This is a genomic window from uncultured Eudoraea sp. (assembly GCF_947490415.1).
Classification (GTDB): domain Bacteria; phylum Bacteroidota; class Bacteroidia; order Flavobacteriales; family Flavobacteriaceae; genus Eudoraea.
Genome location: NZ_CANLGX010000002.1, coordinates 145,177 through 164,560, shown reverse-complemented (window position 1 = coordinate 164,560; position 19,384 = coordinate 145,177). Strand labels below are relative to the sequence as shown.

General features: G+C 38.1%; 18 protein-coding genes and 1 pseudogene. 9 read left to right on the top strand and 10 right to left on the bottom strand.

The features are described 5' to 3' along the window. Nucleotides 1–2: 2 nt before the first annotated feature. Together Q0874_RS05675 and Q0874_RS05670 are read right to left on the bottom strand one after the other, a co-directional pair. A complete protein-coding gene (locus Q0874_RS05675; protein ID WP_299160517.1) occupies nucleotides 3–842 on the bottom strand; it encodes a sterol desaturase family protein in 840 nt (279 codons plus the stop codon). Between the two features lie 77 nt (nucleotides 843–919). After that, nucleotides 920–1,414, bottom strand: a pseudogene (locus Q0874_RS05670) (YkgJ family cysteine cluster protein). 90 nt (nucleotides 1,415–1,504) lie between these two features. Here Q0874_RS05670 and Q0874_RS05665 point away from each other — a divergent pair. Both Q0874_RS05665 and Q0874_RS05660 read left to right on the top strand, forming a co-directional pair. Continuing rightward, the gene (locus Q0874_RS05665; protein ID WP_299160515.1) at nucleotides 1,505–2,218 is read left to right on the top strand and encodes a bifunctional 2-polyprenyl-6-hydroxyphenol methylase/3-demethylubiquinol 3-O-methyltransferase UbiG; all 714 of its coding nucleotides are present in this window, start codon (nucleotides 1,505–1,507) and stop codon (nucleotides 2,216–2,218) included. A 65-nt stretch (nucleotides 2,219–2,283) separates the two neighbouring features. Continuing rightward, complete coding sequence (locus tag Q0874_RS05660; RefSeq protein ID WP_299160513.1) at nucleotides 2,284–3,078, top strand: hypothetical protein; 795 nt, start codon at nucleotides 2,284–2,286, stop codon at nucleotides 3,076–3,078. Between the two features lie 87 nt (nucleotides 3,079–3,165). Here the strand turns inward: Q0874_RS05660 and Q0874_RS05655 are convergent, their stop codons facing one another. Both Q0874_RS05655 and Q0874_RS05650 read right to left on the bottom strand, forming a co-directional pair. Next, complete coding sequence (locus Q0874_RS05655) at nucleotides 3,166–3,798, bottom strand: 7-carboxy-7-deazaguanine synthase QueE (protein ID WP_299160511.1); 633 nt, start codon at nucleotides 3,796–3,798, stop codon at nucleotides 3,166–3,168. A 55-nt stretch (nucleotides 3,799–3,853) separates the two neighbouring features. Then, on the bottom strand, nucleotides 3,854–4,306 hold the full coding sequence (locus Q0874_RS05650; RefSeq protein WP_299160509.1) for a Rid family detoxifying hydrolase: 453 nt from the start codon (nucleotides 4,304–4,306) through the stop codon (nucleotides 3,854–3,856). Nucleotides 4,307–4,364: 58 nt separating this feature from the next. Here Q0874_RS05650 and Q0874_RS05645 point away from each other — a divergent pair, with 58 nt between their 5' ends. From Q0874_RS05645 to Q0874_RS05630, 4 genes are all read left to right on the top strand, one after another. Beyond that, the gene (locus Q0874_RS05645; protein ID WP_299160507.1) at nucleotides 4,365–5,894 is read left to right on the top strand and encodes a helicase HerA-like domain-containing protein; all 1,530 of its coding nucleotides are present in this window, start codon (nucleotides 4,365–4,367) and stop codon (nucleotides 5,892–5,894) included. Nucleotides 5,895–5,900: 6 nt separating this feature from the next. Continuing rightward, the gene (locus Q0874_RS05640) at nucleotides 5,901–6,455 is read left to right on the top strand and encodes a hypothetical protein (RefSeq protein ID WP_299160505.1); all 555 of its coding nucleotides are present in this window, start codon (nucleotides 5,901–5,903) and stop codon (nucleotides 6,453–6,455) included. Between the two features lie 148 nt (nucleotides 6,456–6,603). Further along, on the top strand, nucleotides 6,604–7,467 hold the full coding sequence (locus tag Q0874_RS05635; protein ID WP_299160503.1) for an alpha/beta hydrolase: 864 nt from the start codon (nucleotides 6,604–6,606) through the stop codon (nucleotides 7,465–7,467). A 10-nt stretch (nucleotides 7,468–7,477) separates the two neighbouring features. Beyond that, a complete protein-coding gene (locus tag Q0874_RS05630; protein WP_299160501.1) occupies nucleotides 7,478–7,900 on the top strand; it encodes a VOC family protein in 423 nt (140 codons plus the stop codon). 13 nt (nucleotides 7,901–7,913) lie between these two features. Here the strand turns inward: Q0874_RS05630 and Q0874_RS05625 are convergent, their stop codons facing one another. The 6 genes from Q0874_RS05625 to Q0874_RS05600 form a co-directional block, all read right to left on the bottom strand. Then, nucleotides 7,914–8,096: a hypothetical protein gene (locus Q0874_RS05625; RefSeq protein ID WP_299160499.1), complete on the bottom strand. Its 183-nt coding sequence runs from the start codon at nucleotides 8,094–8,096 to the stop codon at nucleotides 7,914–7,916. A gap of 11 nt (nucleotides 8,097–8,107) precedes the next feature. Continuing rightward, nucleotides 8,108–9,079: an aldo/keto reductase gene (locus Q0874_RS05620; RefSeq protein ID WP_299160497.1), complete on the bottom strand. Its 972-nt coding sequence runs from the start codon at nucleotides 9,077–9,079 to the stop codon at nucleotides 8,108–8,110. Nucleotides 9,080–9,120: 41 nt separating this feature from the next. Next, a complete protein-coding gene (locus Q0874_RS05615; RefSeq protein ID WP_299160495.1) occupies nucleotides 9,121–10,857 on the bottom strand; it encodes an alpha/beta hydrolase-fold protein in 1,737 nt (578 codons plus the stop codon). A gap of 90 nt (nucleotides 10,858–10,947) precedes the next feature. Beyond that, nucleotides 10,948–11,832, bottom strand: coding sequence for a bifunctional methylenetetrahydrofolate dehydrogenase/methenyltetrahydrofolate cyclohydrolase FolD (gene folD, locus Q0874_RS05610; RefSeq protein WP_299160493.1), 885 nt, complete (start codon nucleotides 11,830–11,832; stop codon nucleotides 10,948–10,950). A gap of 28 nt (nucleotides 11,833–11,860) precedes the next feature. Further along, entirely contained in the window at nucleotides 11,861–13,189 is a 1,329-nt protein-coding gene (gene ffh / locus Q0874_RS05605) for a signal recognition particle protein (RefSeq protein ID WP_299160491.1), read from the bottom strand. A 172-nt stretch (nucleotides 13,190–13,361) separates the two neighbouring features. Continuing rightward, nucleotides 13,362–15,137 (bottom strand): hypothetical protein, encoded by a 1,776-nt coding sequence (locus Q0874_RS05600; RefSeq protein WP_299160488.1) that lies wholly within the window; start codon nucleotides 15,135–15,137, stop codon nucleotides 13,362–13,364. A 126-nt stretch (nucleotides 15,138–15,263) separates the two neighbouring features. Between Q0874_RS05600 and Q0874_RS05595 the strand changes: the two genes are divergently transcribed. The 3 genes from Q0874_RS05595 to Q0874_RS05585 all read left to right on the top strand — a co-directional run bounded on the left by Q0874_RS05595 (nucleotide 15,264) and on the right by Q0874_RS05585 (nucleotide 19,345). After that, the gene (locus Q0874_RS05595) at nucleotides 15,264–15,761 is read left to right on the top strand and encodes a sigma-70 family RNA polymerase sigma factor (protein WP_299160486.1); all 498 of its coding nucleotides are present in this window, start codon (nucleotides 15,264–15,266) and stop codon (nucleotides 15,759–15,761) included. A gap of 103 nt (nucleotides 15,762–15,864) precedes the next feature. Then, nucleotides 15,865–16,776, top strand: a complete 912-nt coding sequence (locus tag Q0874_RS05590) for a FecR family protein (RefSeq protein WP_299160484.1) — start codon at nucleotides 15,865–15,867, stop codon at nucleotides 16,774–16,776. Further along, on the top strand, nucleotides 16,757–19,345 hold the full coding sequence (locus Q0874_RS05585) for a carboxypeptidase-like regulatory domain-containing protein (RefSeq protein ID WP_299160482.1): 2,589 nt from the start codon (nucleotides 16,757–16,759) through the stop codon (nucleotides 19,343–19,345). The genes Q0874_RS05590 and Q0874_RS05585 overlap by 20 nt, the downstream gene beginning before the upstream one ends. Nucleotides 19,346–19,384: the final 39 nt, after the last annotated feature.

Here is a 19,384-nt window from a genome sequence, read left to right as displayed (position 1 = left end):
CTCTACTTATCTGCTGGCATAGTGGTTGGCTTCCTATACTTGTGGAAAGGTTGCTTAAGCAGACCGGTTACACTTCCATTTTCCTTTTTGTCAGGAAAAGTATCCACACCATAGACAATATTACCCCGGTCTAGTTTCATGAAAGTCCCGAAGATGTGATCCCAGACAGAGAAAATATTACCGTAATTGGAATCTGTATAAGGCAGTCTGTAATGGTGATGCACCTTATGCATGTCAGGAGATACAACCACCCAACTAAGAATATCGTCCACTTTTTTTGGTAAGCGGATATTAGCATGACTAAATTGAGTAGCAACAAGAGACAAAGATTGATAAAGCATTACTATTCCTATAGGCGTACCCACTATAAATACTCCCATTAATGTGAATGTAAAACGGATAAGACTCTCCAGTGGGTGATGTCTGTTGGCCGTGGTTGTATCTACTTCATGATCTGTATGATGAACCAAATGAATCATCCATAGGGGTTTCACCTTGTGTTCAACATAGTGTGCCAGATAGGCCCCAAAAAAATCCAGGAGTAAAACGCCTAAAATGACATAGAGCCATAAAGGAATTTCGGGCAACCAATTTATAATACCAAATTTATTAGCAGTGACCCAATCGCTGGATTTCAACAACACAAAGGCCAGCGTAAAATTGATAACAATTGTGGTGAGTGTAAAGAAGAAATTAGGAAGAGCATGCCTCCATTTCTTATACTTGAAATTAAAAAGCGGCAATGCACCTTCAAGAAGCCAAAAAAAGGTTATTCCTAAAACCAGAATAAGACTCCTGTGCGAAGACGGTATGTTTTCAAAATAGCTTAATAAAACCTCCATAAATGTAAAGTTACTTATTTTCAGATTAATTTTTTTCGGGAGAACAGTCTTGTAATACGAACTATTCCGGTATTTGCCTACATCTTAATTCTCCTTTTCATGTCTTCCACAATGTTATACGCAGCCGGACATATGGCTACATTTTTAAGTGTAAGATTTGTAATCTGTTGAAATTTTTTCCGATCGGTATGGGGGAATTCCTGACAGGCTTTTGGTCTTACAGCATATATGGAACAATAGTTATCCTCACCAAGAAATGCACAAGGAACTTGCTTAAGTACAAAATCATTGTCTTCATCAATTCTTAAATAAGTATCTATGAATTTTTGAGGTTTTTGCTTAAGACTTTTAGCTATTCGGACAATATCTGTATTTGTAAAAAGTGGTCCGGTAGTCTTACAACAATTAGCACAATCCAGGCACTTTGTTTTTTTAAATTCTGCCTGGTGTAACTCCTGCATAATATAGTCCAAATTGCGCGGTGGCCTCTTTTTTAGTTTCGCAAAGAACCTTTTGTTTTCCGTTTGCTTTTCTTTTGCCCTTTAGGGTAAGTTTTTAAGTTGTTCTTCCATCAGGCTCTTTAAATTCCATAGATTAATTCGTTGAGTTTTTTTACTTTCCACTCAAAAAGTTCACTTTTGCAGGTAAAATTACAAATTTAAATGACCAGGGATATTTTTGGCAGGGCTCTGATTGATTTTCAGAATGGCAATTATTCTGAAGATATTATAACTTACTCCTCACTGGACGAGAAAGACATACTTCCGCTGCCTTATTTATTCCGGGATTATGAGGCTATGCCCTTGATAGAACAAAAAGCTTTAGATCTCTGCCGGGGAAACGTATTGGATGTGGGATGTGGGTCTGGCAGCCACAGTCTCTATTTGCAAAATAAAGGTGTTGAAGTTACCGGCCTTGATGAATCTGAAGGGGCTGTAATCACAGCAAAGTCGCGGGGAGTAAACAATGTCATACACTCAAATATTTATGATTACTCTGGTATGAAATTTGATACTATTCTTCTGTTGATGAATGGGGTAGGAATAGCGGGGTCGTTAAATGAGTTAGCCCGTTTATTAGGTCATTTAAAAGGATTATTGAATCCCGGAGGTCAGATTTTGGTGGATTCCAGTGATATAATTTACATGTTTGAAGCAGATGATGATGGTGGTTACTGGATCCCGGATAATGGGAAATATTATGGTGAAGTCCAATTTACAATGGAGTACAAGGGGTTAAAAAGCGCCCCTTTTAATTGGTTGTATATAGATTATAAGCGGCTTCAGCAGGTTGCTGAACAACAAAATTTGAGCTATGAGCTTCTTTGTGAAGGTACCCATTACGACTATTTAGCCAGGCTTGGAACACAACCATAATAGAAACTTGAAATTAACGTTGTATTTTATACGTAATTTTGTCCTGAAGGAAAATTAAATTTGCTATGAAAAAATTTCGAATACTAATTATATTGCTGACCATTGGTTTATTCTTAAATTGTTCAAAAGACAGTGACGATACGCCAACCGGTGGCATTGACAAATCAGCCAATTTACTGGCCACCGGAGCTTCTGCCAATGATATTCTCTCCAATACCAAATTCACAACTTTGTTAATAGAAGCCGCCTACGTTGATGGTTTCAGGCCTACAACGGAGACCATGAATAATTTTGAAGTCTATCTTAGAAATCGGACTTTTAAGGAAAATATTCAGGTAATATACCGGCAATTGCCTTCGCCTAACGAAGAAACGCTAACATTACAGGAGATAGCCAATCTTGAAAGTGAGAACAGGACAGAATATAATGAAGGAGAGACACTTGCTATTTATATTTATTTTGCTGATGCTCCGTCTGATTCCGATAATGAAGATGAAGGAATTGTAACTCTTGGTGCCGTATATAGAAACACTTCAATGGTTATCCATGAAGGTGTGGTGCGTAAACTTGCAAATCAGAGTTCACTTATTACGGTGTCTGATGTGGAAACATCTACCCTTAACCATGAATTTGGACATCTTTTTGGTCTTGTTGATCTTGGAACTGAAATGGTGAATCCTCATGAGGACCCAGATTTTGAAAATCATTGCGATGTATCGGGATGCCTTATGCGAGGTGAATTGCAATTTGGCGGAGGTATGATGAGTATTTTGGAAAAAAGCAAAATCTCCAAAGGTGCAGCGGTTCCCACTTTGGATGCTGAGTGTATCCTTGATCTTCAAAATAACGGGGGAAGATAATTCTCTTCTCTTTATAAATATTGGCTTAATTCTTTAGTATTTACTAAGCCGGCTAAAAGCCGCTATCCTTAGCATACATCTTAAAACTTAGGGAATATTCAGATATTTATGAGTTTGTAAGGATACTTTCCATTTTGGATTTTTCATTACATAATCTACAATCATAGGAGTTACCTTATCCCTTACACTCCACTCTGGCTGCAAGTACAAAATACAGCTATTACCAACCTTTTTTGCCTGCTCTTCTGCAAAAACCAGATCATTCCTGTTGTAGACAATTACTTTTAACTCGTGAGCCCGCTCGTAAATTGGGGCTACAGGCAGCTTGTTTTTTTTAGGCGACAAACATATCCAGTCCCACTTTCCCGACAAGGGGTATGCTCCTGAAGTTTCTATATGTGTATTGAGTCCTTTATTTTTCAGGGCTTCGGTTAAAGGTCCCATATCCCACATTAAGGGCTCCCCACCGGTTACCACTATGGTATCAGAAAAACGTGCAGCATTATGAACAATGCTTTCTATTGCCGTTGGTGGATGGGTCTCGGCATTCCAGCTTTCTTTTACATCACACCAATGGCAACCTACATCACAACCACCAACACGTATAAAGTAAGCAGCAGTACCTTTGTGAAAGCCTTCTCCCTGAATAGTATAGAATTCTTCCATGAGAGGGAGCATTACCCCTGTGTTTACCAATTCTAAAACCTCCTTATTCATCATCCCGCAAAGATAACATATACAAGATGGTATTTTGAGTGTAATTTCCGGAATAAATTCAATTTTTAACGGCTATTACATCTATCTCGACCTTCGCATTTCTGGCCAGGCCGCTGGCGGCAAAAGTTGTTCGTGCAGGTTTCTTTGTGAAATATTTGGAATAAACTTCATTAAATGCCGAGAAATCATCCATAGTACTCAATATTACCGTGCATTTAACAACATTGTTTAAAGTTAGTCCATGATGCTCTAATACTGCCTGTATATTCTTAATTGCCTGTTCCGTTTCCGTTTTAATTCCGGGCACAACCATAGTTCTTGTAGAATGGTCCATTCCTATTTGACCGGCTAGAAAAAAAAGATTTCCGGATTCCACTGCATCACTATATGGTGCACTCCGTTTCTTTTCTTCATGGGATTGGTGAAAAGTAATACCTGAATCTTCCTGCCCACTTACCGCTGAACACCAAACTAAAGAGAGAATAGTAATTAATTGTAAATATTTTTTCATTCGATTTTGGTTTTATTGTTGGTTAAAATTACCCTATTTTTATCAAAAAATATACCAAATGGGTACCAAAGAAGAATTCTATGCACATATAGAAAAGGGGTATACGACGAAGGGCGATTTTATAACAATGGGTGCGGCGATGTTAGATGGAGAAACAGTTACCGGGGCCCACGTAAAAATTCCGTTAAAGACCTTGAACAGACATGGACTCATAGCTGGTGCCACCGGAACAGGGAAAACGAAAACACTGCAGGTAATTGCGGAAAACCTATCTGATAAAGGAATACCGGTACTTTTGATGGATTTAAAGGGCGACCTCAGCGGGATAGCGCAGCCAAGCCCCGGACACCCTAAAATAGATGAAAGACATGAGAAGATTGGATTGCCTTTTGAACCCAAAAGCTTTCCGGTTGAAATTCTATCTCTTTCAGAACAAGATGGTGTAAAACTCCGAGCGACAGTTTCTGAATTTGGACCTATTTTACTTTCCCGTATTCTGGATTTATCTGAAACCCAAGAAGGAATTGTAGCTGTTATTTTTAAATATTGTGATGATAACAAACTGCCTTTATTAGATCTGAAAGACTTCAAAAAGGTTTTGCAATACGCTACAGGCACTGGCAAAAAAGAGTTTGCAAAGGAATATGGAAGAATATCAACGAGCTCAACAGGAACTATACTAAGGAAAATTATAGAATTGGAACAACAGGGTGCCGATTTGTTTTTTGGCGAGAAATCCTTTGACGTGGAAGACCTTACGCGCATTGATGAAAATGGAAGAGGTTATATAAATATTGTTCGCTTAACAGATATACAGGACAGACCTAAATTATTCAGCACATTTATGCTGAGTTTATTAGCTGAAATATATTCCACATTCCCGGAACAGGGAGACAGTGACAGACCCGAACTGATTTTCTTTATAGACGAGGCGCATTTAATTTTTAAAGAAGCTTCAGATGCCTTATTGGACCAGATTGAAAGTATTGTAAAACTAATTCGTTCTAAAGGTATTGGGCTTTATTTTGTTACACAAAATCCTACAGATGTGCCTAATGCAGTGCTCGCTCAATTAGGCCTGAAAGTACAACATGCACTGAGAGCCTTTACCGCAAGAGATCGCAAGGCCATTAAACTAACGGCAGAGAACTATCCTATCTCAGCGTATTATGACACCAAAGAGGTACTAACTTCACTTGGCATCGGGGAGGCGCTTATTACCGCTTTAGATGAAAAAGGAAGGCCCACCCCCCTTGCAGCTACAATGCTACGTGCCCCTATGAGTCGAATGGATATTTTATCTGATGGTGAATTGGATTCTGTAATTAATCAATCGAAACTGGTAAAAAAATACAATGATGTTATTGATAGAGAAAGTGCCTATGAGATCTTAAATGAAAAAATAGAAAGGGCAGAAAAAGAAGCAGAAAAAGAAGCAGAAAAAGAAAAAGAATATCAAACCCGAAGAACATCCACAAGAAGAACAACAACCCGAAGAAGCACACGTCAAAATCCAATTATAAAAGTATTGACCAGTGCAACCTTCATTCGTGGGGTTCTGGGCGTTTTAAAAAAAGTTATGCGATAGTAAAATATGAAAAAACTTCAACATATATCTGTTTTAGTAATAGCACTGATCTTAATAAATTGTAAAAATGAAAGTGATCCAGACTTTTTGATTAACAATTTGCAAGTTGGAAAACTAATGCGAACAAGTCCTGTAAGTGATCTGGAAACTATTTATAGCAATGATTCAATAGTCAGGGATACTTCACTGCCCACTTTAGTATCCAATGCTAACACTATAAAAGTCTTTGAAAAAGGGGGACAGCACTTGCTGACCTTAACCCCAAATGGGGATAGTATTCCAAAAATTGGGATAATACGTGTATTAGACCCCAGATTTAAAACAGAAAAAGGAATTGGGCTACAAAGCACATTTAAGGAAATTAAAGATAAATGCGTCATAAAGAAAATAGTAACCTCCTTAAATAACGTAATTATATTTATTGAGAATAGCGATGTGTATTTCACCATAGATAAAGAAGAATTACCTGCAAGTCTGCGCTATGATACCAGTATTAATATTGAAGAGGTGCAAATACCCGATGATGCGAAAATCAAATATTTGATGATTAGTTGGGATTAATATTTACCCGTGTTTCCTTATCCTGGATATTAAATAATAGTTATTGTACTGAATATTATCTAAACGTCAAGAATTTTGATAATTGGCCAGGTTAGCAATAAGGGTATCTCAGTATTTTTGCACCCATCCGGTTAATTTGATACTAAAAATGAAAAAACTAATAAATCGCCTTCTTGCCCTATCTTATGGCGCCTATTTTAATATCCTTGCTTTTTTCTCAAAAAAACTGGTAGGAGAAAAGGCATTCACGCTATTTAGTTCACCCCGAAAAGGCAAAGTGCTTCCCTTACAAGCCTCCTTTTTAAAAAAAGCGGAGGATATAATGATTGAAGTGGGTGGTAAACAAATACAAACTTATTCCTGGGCAGGAACTAAAGAAACCGTTTTATTACTTCATGGTTGGGAGAGTAATTCATTTCGCTGGCGTAACCTGATAAGTTTTCTGAGTGACGAAGATTTTGCTATAGTTGCGTTTGATGCACCTGCCCACGGGAATTCATCGGGTGGAATATTCAATGTCCCGTTATATGCGGAATGTGCGCAACATATCGTAAAACATTATAAACCCACTTTTATAATTGGGCATTCCGTTGGAGGTATGACGGCCCTGTATCACCAATACATTTATCCACGTAATTCCATTCAAAAGATCGTAACCATCGGCTCCCCATCTGAACTTTCTGAACTTATGGAGTACTATCAAAATCTGTTAGGTTTCAACAACAAGGTACTTTCCGCCCTGGACGATTATTTTCAGGCACATTTTGGATTTGAAATTCAAGATTTTTCCATTTCCCAATTTGTACAAAAGATTCAAATTGAAGGATTGCTAGTACATGATATAGAGGATCCGATAACTCCATATCACAACTCAGAAAAAGTACATGCTAACTGGAAGAACAGCAAACTAATCAGTACCCGTGGATTAGGTCATTCCATGCATCAGGACAATATAAATAAACAAATTATAGATTTTTTGAAATCAAAGAAAAGGGCTAATTTTACCGCTTAAATCACTTCCTATGGCTACTATTTCACCATTTCACATCGCGATTCCTGTGCATAACCTGGACGAATGCCGAACTTTTTACAGAGAAGTCCTTAATTGCGAGGAGGGCCGCAGCAGCGACCATTGGGTTGACTTTAATCTTTTTGGACATCAGTTAGTAATTCATTACAAGCCAAAGTCTAAAGATTCGTTACATTCCAATCCGGTGGATGGTAAAGATGTTCCGGTACCTCATTACGGGGTGGTATTACCCTGGGATACTTTTCAAACTTTTGCCAAAGAATTAGAAGCTAAGGGAATACAGTTTATTATTGAACCTTACATACGTTTTGAAGGCCAGGTTGGAGAACAAGCCACCATGTTTTTTTTAGACCCCGCGGGTAATGCTCTGGAGTTTAAGGCATTTAAAGATATGGGGCAATTGTTCGCTAAATAGGCCTGCTTTCCTATTACTTTTTTTTATACCTGTACCACAACCAGATGATGAGCGCGTATATAACCCCAAAGACTACGCCTCCTTTAAATTCATTAAAAATGGCATCCATAGAATAGTCTTTTCCTAAAATCACAGAAAATAACGTATAGAAAAAAATGGCGGCCAGTACCTGGCTGGTAAATTTCTTTTTATCCATCTCCAACCTTTTTATTGTGACCATGCCGTGGGTATTCTGTCCCATCTGTGCTTTCTTAGTTCTTCGTAAAGTCCTTTTGGCAGCCCAATCCCATCACTGGTTCTAACATTGGACAATACATTTCTTTGCTTTCGCATACCAGGTATAATAGTGCTCACATCAGAATTCATTAAAATAAATCGCAATGCCATTTCGGCCATGCTCATACCTTCAGGAATGAGCGGCCTCAGTAAATCTGCCTTGTCTGCGCTGGCATTTAAATTTTCAGGCACAAAATAGGTTCCACGCCAGTCGCCTTCAGGAAAGGTAGTTTCCCTGGTAATATTACCTGTTAAGGTGCCCTCGTCAAAGGGGACCCTTGCAATCACAGCTATATCAAGGTCTTTACATAAGGGAAATAAGACATCCTCCGGAGCCTGGTCAAAAATATTATAAATCACCTGTACTGCATCAATCAATCCGGTTTTTAAAGCCTCTATTCCATTCTCAGGCTCCCATCTGTTTACACTTATTCCCATAGCCGCAATTTTACCCTGTTTTTTTAAATCCTCCACCGCTCTTTTCCACTCTTCCCTGTCTGTCCAACCATCGTCCCATGTGTGAAACTGCATAAGGTCTATCTGTTCTAATCCCAAATTTTTCAGTGTTTTATGAGTATAGTCAAAAACGTGTTCTGTTGGATATGATTCTTCAAATGAATACTCGGGTTTTGCCGGCCATTTAAAGTTTTTTGGAGGTATTTTACTTGCTGTATAAAGTTTGGTGTTTTGATGTCTGCGAAGGAGTTGACCAAGCAGTTTTTCACTATGCCCCTCTCCATAGCCCCATGCGGTGTCAAAAAAGTTAACTCCATGTTCAACGGCAAGATCCAAAGATTTTGCAGAAAGGATATCATCAGATTCAGTCCATCCTCCCATTCCCCACATTCCGTAACCAATCTCACTAACTGTCCAGTTTATTCTTCCAAATTTTCTAGTATTCATAATGATTCTTAAGGCTTTTAATAGTGTTTTTATACTTTATATTATTTATACCTCCAGCTTTTCAGATCAGCTCCCGGGGGAGCACTTTCTGCAATTCTTTTCATGATCTTAGGAACATACATGCTGTTGTATCTTAGCCTGGAAATATGGTTGGGTTCCTTTGGGTCCCCATTCCAGCAGTGTTCTGCCCTGTCACCATATAAAACTTCCCCATCATAATATGGATCTGACGTATTTTCAAGGAATTCCTCCATTTTATAAACTGCGTTGTTTAAATAATAGTTATCCATATCCCCACAGTAAATATTAATCTTACCTTTTAACTTATCACCCAGCTTATCCCAGTCTCGCTCCAGAATATGGCGGAGGTCATAATTCTCTTTCCAGTAATTTGCTACTTCAGGATTTATAAGACCAGTCTTTTTGTCCCATATACGTTCAGGATATCCCTCTTTTCCCTGAGGGGAATAAGTGGCTTCCCAAATATCCCATTGCTGACCGGAGCGCGATTTATCTCCCAAAACCAATTCCAGATGATTCTCGTCACGCACAGTAGACTGAATCTGACCTAAATAGTCTCTATGGGCAGGTACTTCCAGCATTTTATGGTCACTCTTGTAATAATATGCATTTTCATCTTCATATATATTTGTAAGGACATAGGCACTAAAATCAATTGGATCCGGACAAGCAGCAAAACACCCGTTATATTCTTCCGGATACTTAACCTGAACCGCCAGCGCTTCCCAGCCACCAGTAGATCCTCCGTATAAAAAACGTGACCAGCCTTCTCCTAAGCCCCGAAACTCTTTTTCAATATATGGAATGAGCTCATGGGTAATGGCGTCGCCATAAGGACCCTGGCTTGCAGAATTCACGGCATATGAATCGTCATAGTAAGGAGTTGGATGTTGTATTTCAATGACCAGGAACCTCGGAAAATCGGGTTCGTTCCATCTTTTATAAAAATCGTAGGCTTCTTGTTGCTGTATGATATTATAACCTGAAACCTTAAAGCGCTCCGCATAATCCGGTTCAAGGTTTGGATCTGGCGGAACAGTTCTGAATCCCCCAAAATCATTTGGAAAATGTCCGTGGAATATCATAAGCGGATACTTTGCTTCCGGATGCTCATCAAAACCCTTTGGAAGCAGGATATGAGCACCTAAATAGATATCCCTTCCCCAGAACTCCGAAAGTTTTTCGGAACGCATCTTAATGTGTTTTATCCATTCGGTATCTTCAGGTTCTTCAATGGGTGGAATCACCTGATCCATGACTACCGCTATTTCCAGATCTCCATTTTCCGGGATAGTAACTTTAAATGGTTTGCTGTACAAATTACCGGGAGACCTGTTCCATTTCTGCCCTTCTCCATTATCCATGGGTAATTTTACTGTATGACCAGTACTTAAATTAAATGTTTCATAGGTATGTAATAAGGCCTGTACCCAATACTCACCCGCTGGTAATTCTGCTAAACTAGTGTAAGGAAATCCAAAGTTTGAAGCATCAAAAGTCTGTTCCACATTTGGTGCCATTCCGTCTACATTCATCCCAAATACCACTTGAGTCTTAAGTCCGCTATTTATCTGGAAACGCGGTTCAGCTTCATCATTTGTAGATAGCATAAGCAATAATCGACCATCTTGTGCTCTGGAACTGACATTATCAGAGAATGAAACTTTAATAGCGATATCGGATGTTTTTTCTTCAGCCGATTGACATCCCGACAAACAAATAATTAGAAAACTAAGAAAAAAAACAGGTTTGAACATAGAAGTTGGATTTGCGACAAAAGGTACTCATTTCCCTTAAATCATCAAATTTCTCTTCCCATTATTCTGGCCAGAACAAAAGAATTTTTATTATTTTTTTTGAGTACGCCTTTTACGGGCCAAAAGTGTGTTTTGCAGAAGCATTGCAATAGTCATAGGCCCCACTCCGCCGGGAACGGGTGTAATATAAGATGCTTTTTTACTAACAGCCTCAAAATCAACATCACCTGTTATATAATAACCTCTCTCCTTGCTCTCATCTGGAACCCTGGTGATGCCAACATCAATAATTACCGCTCCTTCACGTACCATATCTTCAGTTAGAAAACCAGGTACTCCCAGGGCAGAAACGATAATATCTGCCTGTAATGTTAAGGCCTTAATATCTTTAGTCCTGCTATGGGTTAAGGTTACTGTGGCATTCGCAAATTTACCTTTCTGGCTAAGCAATATACTAATAGGCCTGCCAACAATATGGCTGCGACCGATAATAACGGCATGTTTCCCCTCAACAGCGACCTCATACCTTTTTAATAATTCCATGATCCCAAATGGAGTAGCAGGTATAAAGGATTCCATATCCAGGGCCATTTTACCAAAATTTGCGGGATGAAAACCATCTACATCCTTATCGGGATCTACTGCCATTAACACTTTTTGTTCATCAATGTGTTTAGGCAAAGGCAATTGGACTATATAGCCATCTATTTCCGGATCGTTATTGAGTTCATTTACCAGCTTTAATAATTCCTCTTCTGAAGTGTCTTCAGGTAAATGTTTAAGAGTAGATTCAAAACCTATACGATTACAGGAGCGTACCTTGCTTCCTACATAGGTGAGGCTCGCACCGTCATTTCCAACAAGTACCGCAGCTAAATGGGGCACTTTTTCCCCCCGTAATTTAATTTTGCCTACCTCAGCGGCAATTTCGTCTTTAATTTGATTTGCAATTTCTTTTCCGTTGAGAAGGGTCATTTACTTAATAGTTATTGGTTTAAACCTGTTATTTCATATTTTGCATCATCTGCATCATTTTTTTGCCACCACCGCCTTGCATCATTTTCATCATTTTACTCATTTGGTCAAATTGCTTCAGCAATTGATTTACTTCCTGTATAGTTCGACCACTGCCTTTGGCGATTCTCTTTTTCCTGTTGGCATCAAGTTTAGATGGATTGGATCTTTCATCAGGAGTCATTGAGTGAATAATGGCTTCAACATGTTTAAATGCATCATCATCTATATCCATTCCTTTTAGCGCCTTACCTGCACCTGGTATCATCCCCATGAGATCCTTCATGCTACCCATCTTCTTGATCTGTTGTATCTGTTTGAGGAAATCATCAAAACCAAACTTATTCTTGGCAATTTTTTTCTGAATTTTACGAGCTTCTTCCTCATCAAATTGCTCCTGGGCTCTTTCTACCAAAGAAATAACATCACCCATTCCCAGTATTCGATCGGCCATACGCGAAGGGTGGAAGACATCTATAGCATCCATTTTCTCCCCTGTACCAATAAATTTAATGGGTTTATCAACGACAGATTTTATAGAAATAGCCGCACCACCACGTGTGTCTCCATCCAGTTTGGTTAGAATAACACCATCAAAATTTAGCACATCATTAAATGCCTTTGCTGTATTCACCGCATCCTGACCTGTCATGGAATCAACGACAAAGAGGGTTTCCTGCGGATCTACGGCATCGCGGATGTTGGCAATTTCAGTCATCATCTGCTCATCTACGGCCAAACGTCCTGCGGTATCAATAATTACAACATTGAAGCCATTGCTTTTAGCATGCGCCATTCCGGCCTTTGCAAGGGCTACCGGGTCCGAATTTTCCTTATCTGAAAACACCTCCACTCCTATCTGATCTCCTACAATATGCAGCTGATCAATGGCCGCCGGCCTGTAAACATCACAGGCTACTAATAAAGGATTTTTAGATTTTTTCTGTTTTAAATAATTCGCAAGTTTACCGGAAAAAGTAGTCTTACCAGATCCCTGAAGACCTGCCATAAGTATAACTGATGGATTACCTGAAAGATTAATGCCTTCTGCATCCCCACCCATTAATTGGGTAAGTTCATCCTTAACAATTTTGACCATCAACTGCCCAGGTTGCAAGCTTGTTAAAACATTCTGACCTAAGGCTTTTTCTTTTACTCTATTCGTAAATTCCTTAGCAATTTTAAAATTAACATCCGCATCGAGGAGAGCCCTTCTTACTTCTTTGGTGGTCTCTGCAACATTTATTTCGGTAATCTGTCCATGCCCTTTCAGGACATGTAACGCTTTATCCAGCTTATCACTTAAATTATCAAACATCTTTTTATGTCAATTATGGCGAAGTGCAAATTTAATAATAACAATGGGATGATGGAAGACTGAAGAAAGAAATATAAAAGAGAAAAGGGTAACTTCAGTTAGAAGTTACCCTTTTCAGCAAAATAGGGGGGCAAATAAGGTATTTTAAATATTTTTCCCGTTAAGGATTTGTCTATTGTCTTTCAAAAACCAACTTACTCACTTTTTCAGCTATACCGGCATTATCACCGCTAACATCCTTAAGTACTATTTGAGTATTTGTAATAGAAACCAATTCCCAATCTTCTGTAAGCTCAGCAAGAGGATCTACATCGCCGAAGTTCAGGTATACTTTAAGTTCATAATCGCTATTTCTAAGCACTCGCCACAGACCCGGATACGAGACACCCGTTTCTGAAAGTGTTGAAGTTATTAGATGATTCGCCATGAAATTGAAGGTATATCCGGCATAATTTCCCGTTTCAATCATATCACCGTCTTCATAAAGGGTAACCACCCAGTCACCGCCCATCATAAAGTTTCTGATCTCAAGAACATCACCATCATTATTATTGTCATCACAAACTCTCTGCAATACCAATTCATAACCTATATCTTCAACTTCAAACTTCAATCTGTCATTTCTCAGGTCAGCTAATGGCCATTCAAAACTTACTCCTGGTTCTGATCCCATGGTAATTGCCATCACAAGCCTTCCTTGTTCATTTGTGGTAATTTCCCATGTCCCTTCAGATATGTTTTCGCCGTTACCAAGTGTTATTACACCTTCTGGTAAAAAGTTAAACTCATAACCCAGTAATCTGTCAATTTCCTCACCCTGGTTTTTTACCTTTTTTATAACCCAGCTGCATTCTTTCAGGATCTCTCTTAAGGTAGTAGGCTCGGTATTAAAAAGATCACAAGCTATATTCATTATAATCCTGTTTCCACCTTCGGCATAGAGTTTAATCTTACCTTCTCCTAGTTCGTATACGAACCATTCAAGGTTAAAATCGACCAATACATCAAACTCAAGTTTAATAAGTACTCCATAATCTGTAACTCGTGTACTCCAGGTTCCCATCATGTTGTTACCCATTCTATCTTTAACCGTAACACCACCATCTTCAGTAAAATTCATTAAGTATTCAAAGTACTGATCTGTCTGATTTACTTCATCTCTTTCCACCTCATGAATCAACCATGGACATTCTACCAATAGATTTTCCAAACGCGCCTGAGTAAAGTCATCATCGTTATAATCATTATCGTCATCCTCATCACATGCATCTTTAGCCATTTCAAGTGCATTGGCCAGTTCAGCATTACTCCGCACTTCAATCTTTGTACCATCGTAAAGCTCCATGGCTATTGGAAAGTCGATTCCGATCAGGTCATTTTCGTCCAGGCCGGCAAAAAATGTTCTAAGGTCTTTATCAGACTCTACAGTAACTGAACCTGTTTCAACCTCATTGAGATCAAAAGTGTATATGGTAATTGGGTATACAAAATCTATACATTCTATGTCATCATCCTGTCCGCCTTCAATACAGTCCTTGGCTAAATCGCGTAATTGATCTATACCCTCAATTTCCATAACGGTAAAATCAGCAAGCTTAATGACTATTGGGAAAATAATCTCAAGAATATCTTCATCACCTTCTAATTCGTCAAATATTTCTTCAATTAAGCGCAGTCCTTCTTCAGATTCAATGGTAATCGTAACTCCATTTGCCTTGACGGTATATGGAAATTCAAGAGCGAAACAGCTTGCACCATCTACAATATTATCGAAGGAGCCGTCATTGGAAGCAGTATTTTCTATAAGCTTCGCTGTAGAGGAACTAGCAATTATAGTCTGCTGTTCATCTGGTTGCGGTAATTCTTCAAATGCTTCCTGACAGGCATTAAATGAAAATGCCATTACAAGAAGTAGGGTTTGCAATGAATATTTAAAAAACTTTTTCATAACGATTTGGATTTTTTTGTTGTTCGTACAACTTTAAAACAATTAGAATTTGAAATACCCTACTCCATTTTTAATTTTTTTTAAAATATCTTTGGAATAGAACCATTTGTAAGAACTTTAAAAATTATGGACAATGTATGTGAAGAGGAAGTGTTCAGCAGCCTTTTCAAAACCAATTCCAAAACGGTTTTTAACTATATATATTATAAATTCGGAAACGAAGAGAAAGCATATGATGTAGTTCAGGAAGCTTTTGTTAAGTTATGGGAGAATTGTGCTAAAGTAAGTCCTGAAAAAGCAAAGTCTTATGTGTATACGATCGCTAATAATCTTTATTTAAATGTTATCAAAGCGGAAAAGGTCCGTTTAAAGTATGCCGACCGGTCAAATAACACCTCTTATGAATCGCCGGAATTCTTGCTGGAAGAAAAAGAGTATAAAGAAAAGCTGGATCGAGCCTTAAATAATCTTCCTGAAAATCAGAGAACCACTTTTTTATTAAATAGGATTGATGGCAAAAAATATGCAGAAATAGCAGAGATGGAGGGTGTAAGTGTAAAAGCTATTGAAAAGCGCATGCATCTGGCCTTAAAAGCACTAAGAGATCAAATAGAAGGTATTTAGCGGTCATATCCGGGACTAAAATCCAGGTGATATAGAATTTTTTTAACCTTGAGGGTAGGGTTTTTTAAGAATTAATTGTTTTAATGTTATAAAGCTAGAAATCATGCAAGAAAATTACTTAGCAAAATGGCTGAATAATGACCTCTCAGAGGACGAACTCGCAGTATTTAAAAAATCTGCAGAGTATGCTTCTTATGAGAAGTTAATGGAGGTCAGTGGTACTTTGGAAGCACCGGATTTTGATATGGATAAGGCCTTGAATGATCTCAACAATAATAAGCTTAATAAAGATGTTAAAGTAATTACGTTGAATCCTTTAAGGAAGTTATGGCGCCTTGCAGCTGCCATAGCAGTTATTTTTATAGCGTCTTACTTTTATATATCAACTTTAGATGAATCTGTTTCTACTCAATATGCAGAACGCAGTGAAGTAAGGCTTCCGGATAATTCTGAGATTATCTTAAATGCCGATTCCAGGATAACCTATAGTGAAAAGAACTGGGATAAAGAACGAAATATCTCCCTGCGAGGGGAAGCTTTTTTTAAGGTTGCTAAAGGTCAAAAATTTACGGTTGCTACCAATGATGGTTTAGTTACCGTATTGGGTACTCAATTTAATGTTGAAAACAGAAAAGGATTTTTTGAGGTTACCTGTTATGAAGGCCTGGTAAGCGTCATTTTTAATGGTGAAGAAACAAAACTTCCTGCCGGGAATTCTTTTATAGCAATTAACGGTAGTGTATTGAAAACAGAATCCCCCGTAAACACTACTCCTTCTTGGATGAGTAATGAAAGTACTTTTAAAAGTATACCGTTGAATTATGTCCTTGATGAGTTTGAAAGACAATACGACGTTAAGATTAAAACTCAAAATGTTAATCTTGAGCAATTATTTACAGGCTCTTTTAGCAACACAAACATAAATTTGGCGTTACAGAGTATCAGTACTCCTTCTCAGATAAAGTATGAATTAGAGGGGAACAACGTGCTATTCTATGCCGAAAACGCGCCATAATAGTATACTACTTTTATACCTAATACTTTTGTTTGCCTTTTTTTCAGGCAGGGCACAGGTAGCCACCTTCCCAAAAAATATTAGTCTGGTTTCCTATATCCGTCAGTTAGAGGAAGATTTTGATGTAAAATTTTCTTACGTTGATGAGGACCTTCAGCCTTTACTTGTAGATACCCCTGAAGGTAATTCTCTTCAGGATATTTTAAATGATATTCAGAATCAGACTCAATTAATCATTAAGAAGCTCAGTGAACGCTACTATACGCTCTCCAAAAGTACTACGGTGGATATCTGTGCATTTGTCCTGGATAATTACAGTGAGAATACCACTTCAGGAGCATCTGTAGAAGTATTGGGCAGCAGCATTTCTACGGTAACGGACATAAACGGCCGGTTTTCTCTAAATAACATCCCCAGGAAAGCCTCTATTCTAATAAAACATATAGGTTTTAAACCAAAATACGTAACTGCCGAGGATCTGGTAAGTAAAAACCCCTGTACTACCCTATTATTCAGCCTAAACTACCAACAGCTGGATGAGGTTGTGGTCTATAAATTTTTGACCACAGGACTTACCAAACAAACGGATGGCAGTATTACCCTCAACACTGAAGACTTTGGTATCCTCCCGGGACTTTTAGAACCCGACGTTCTTCAAACCGTGCAAGCCCTTCCTGGAATAAAAAGTATAGATGAGACCGTATCAGATATTAATATCAGAGGAGGGACAAACGATCAAAATCTTATTCTTTGGGATGATATTAAAATGTATCAATCCGGTCATTTTTTCGGATTAATTTCTGCCTTTAACCCCTATTTAACCGAACATGTAACCATAATAAAAGATGGGACGAGCGCTGAATATGGAGACGGGGTTAGCGGAATCATTAATATGCAATCGAAAAATAAAATTGCAGGTAATTTCTTTGGTGGAGCGGGCATTAACATGATCAGCGGAGACCTCTTTGGTCAGATTCCAATCTCAAATAAATTAGCGCTGCAAATTTCAGCGAGGCGTTCCATTACTGATATATTAAACACCCCAACCTATAAGCAGTTTTCTAAAAGAGCCTTTCAGGATACCGAAGTTGAAGGGAGTCCTAACCCAAACAGCGATGTTGATATAAATCAGGATGAAACATTCTATTTCTATGATTTTACCGCTAAAGTATTATATGATATCAACGATCAACATAAGGCACGCTTTAGTTTTATTAATATCAACAACAATCTTGAATACACGGAAACGACTGTAAGTTCATCAAGAACAGACCAGAGCAATCTGAATCAAACCAATCTTTCTTTTGGAGGAAATCTTGAAAGTAAATGGACAGACAGGTTCTCAACAAAGTTAAATGCTTATTATTCTAACTATAACCTTGATTCTGAGAACCGGATAAACAATGGACAACAAATTCTTGATCAAAGAAATGAGGTAATAGAGACCTCTATAAAATTAAATACAAATTACGAACTCACCCCTACTTTAAACTGGCTCAATGGATATCAATTTTCAGAAGTTGGCATCACCAACTTTACCGATGTCACACAACCTCCTTATGAAAGCAACATTAAGGGCGTCATACGCACAAATTCTTTGTACAGTGAAATTTCATATGCTTCACCCAATAAGAGATTAATTGCAAGAGGTGGAGGCAGATTAAATTATATAGCAAATGTGAAATATTTTGATGAATTTATTGCTGAACCCCGTTTAAACCTAAGTTATTCGCTCTACCCAAATCTTCAATTGGAAGTAAAAGGGGAATTTAAGAACCAGACCACAAATCAAATAATTGATTTGGAACAGAATTTTCTTGGGATAGAAAAAAGGCGCTGGATGTTATCAAACAATAAGAATGATACGGTTCCGGGAAATCCAAATTTGCCCATTGTAAAAAGTAAACAAGGCTCTATGGGTATAAATTATGATAAGGGAGAATGGTTTGTTGGCCTGGAAGGGTATTATAAAGAAGTAAATGGAATCAGTACGGTAACACAGGGATTTCAGAACCAAAATCAGTTCAATGGTGAAATTGGAAAGTACGATGTGAAAGGGTTGGAATTTTTAATAAACCACAAAAACAATCTTTTCAGTACGTGGTTGAGCTATGCCTATAATTTAAATAATTATACCTTCGAGGATATCGTACCTAATGTTTTTCCTAATAATCTGGATATACGGCATACACTAACCTTTGCAAGTACCTATACCTATGAAAATCTAAAAATTGGAATAGGAATTAATTACAGAACGGGTAAACCTTTTACAAAGCCCCAGGAAGGAGCAGACGGAATTGATTTTACAACTTTTCCAGTATCTATTAATTATCAGGAACCAAACAGCAGCAGGCTACCTGATTACTTAAGGGCTGATGCCTCCGCTATTTACAACTTTGGTATTTCACAAAGGGTAAAGGCCACAGCAGGTGTATCCATCTTAAATATTCTGAATAAGGAAAACATTTTAAATACCTACTACAGACTAAACGATCAGGACGAAATAGTGACCATTGAAAGTGTTTCCTTAGGATTCACGCCCAATGTCAGTTTTAGGGTATCCTTTTGAGCCTTTACGGTTCAAATTATTAATAAAAATGCAAGAAGG

Bases quoted from the DNA above. Each gene is read 5' to 3' on its own strand.
- Q0874_RS05675 (WP_299160517.1), bottom strand. From the start codon at position 842: ATGGAGGTTTTATTAAGCTATTTTGAAAACATACCGTCTTCGCACAGG.
- Q0874_RS05665 (WP_299160515.1), top strand. From the start codon at position 1,505: ATGACCAGGGATATTTTTGGCAGGGCTCTGATTGATTTTCAGAATGGC.
- Q0874_RS05660 (WP_299160513.1), top strand. From the start codon at position 2,284: ATGAAAAAATTTCGAATACTAATTATATTGCTGACCATTGGTTTATTC.
- Q0874_RS05655 (WP_299160511.1), bottom strand. From the start codon at position 3,798: ATGATGAATAAGGAGGTTTTAGAATTGGTAAACACAGGGGTAATGCTC.
- Q0874_RS05650 (WP_299160509.1), bottom strand. From the start codon at position 4,306: ATGAAAAAATATTTACAATTAATTACTATTCTCTCTTTAGTTTGGTGT.
- Q0874_RS05645 (WP_299160507.1), top strand. From the start codon at position 4,365: ATGGGTACCAAAGAAGAATTCTATGCACATATAGAAAAGGGGTATACG.
- Q0874_RS05640 (WP_299160505.1), top strand. From the start codon at position 5,901: ATGAAAAAACTTCAACATATATCTGTTTTAGTAATAGCACTGATCTTA.
- Q0874_RS05635 (WP_299160503.1), top strand. From the start codon at position 6,604: ATGAAAAAACTAATAAATCGCCTTCTTGCCCTATCTTATGGCGCCTAT.
- Q0874_RS05630 (WP_299160501.1), top strand. From the start codon at position 7,478: ATGGCTACTATTTCACCATTTCACATCGCGATTCCTGTGCATAACCTG.
- Q0874_RS05625 (WP_299160499.1), bottom strand. From the start codon at position 8,096: ATGGATAAAAAGAAATTTACCAGCCAGGTACTGGCCGCCATTTTTTTC.
- Q0874_RS05620 (WP_299160497.1), bottom strand. From the start codon at position 9,079: ATGAATACTAGAAAATTTGGAAGAATAAACTGGACAGTTAGTGAGATT.
- Q0874_RS05615 (WP_299160495.1), bottom strand. From the start codon at position 10,857: ATGTTCAAACCTGTTTTTTTTCTTAGTTTTCTAATTATTTGTTTGTCG.
- folD (WP_299160493.1), bottom strand. From the start codon at position 11,832: ATGACCCTTCTCAACGGAAAAGAAATTGCAAATCAAATTAAAGACGAA.
- ffh (WP_299160491.1), bottom strand. From the start codon at position 13,189: ATGTTTGATAATTTAAGTGATAAGCTGGATAAAGCGTTACATGTCCTG.
- Q0874_RS05600 (WP_299160488.1), bottom strand. From the start codon at position 15,137: ATGAAAAAGTTTTTTAAATATTCATTGCAAACCCTACTTCTTGTAATG.
- Q0874_RS05595 (WP_299160486.1), top strand. From the start codon at position 15,264: ATGGACAATGTATGTGAAGAGGAAGTGTTCAGCAGCCTTTTCAAAACC.
- Q0874_RS05590 (WP_299160484.1), top strand. From the start codon at position 15,865: ATGCAAGAAAATTACTTAGCAAAATGGCTGAATAATGACCTCTCAGAG.
- Q0874_RS05585 (WP_299160482.1), top strand. From the start codon at position 16,757: ATGCCGAAAACGCGCCATAATAGTATACTACTTTTATACCTAATACTT.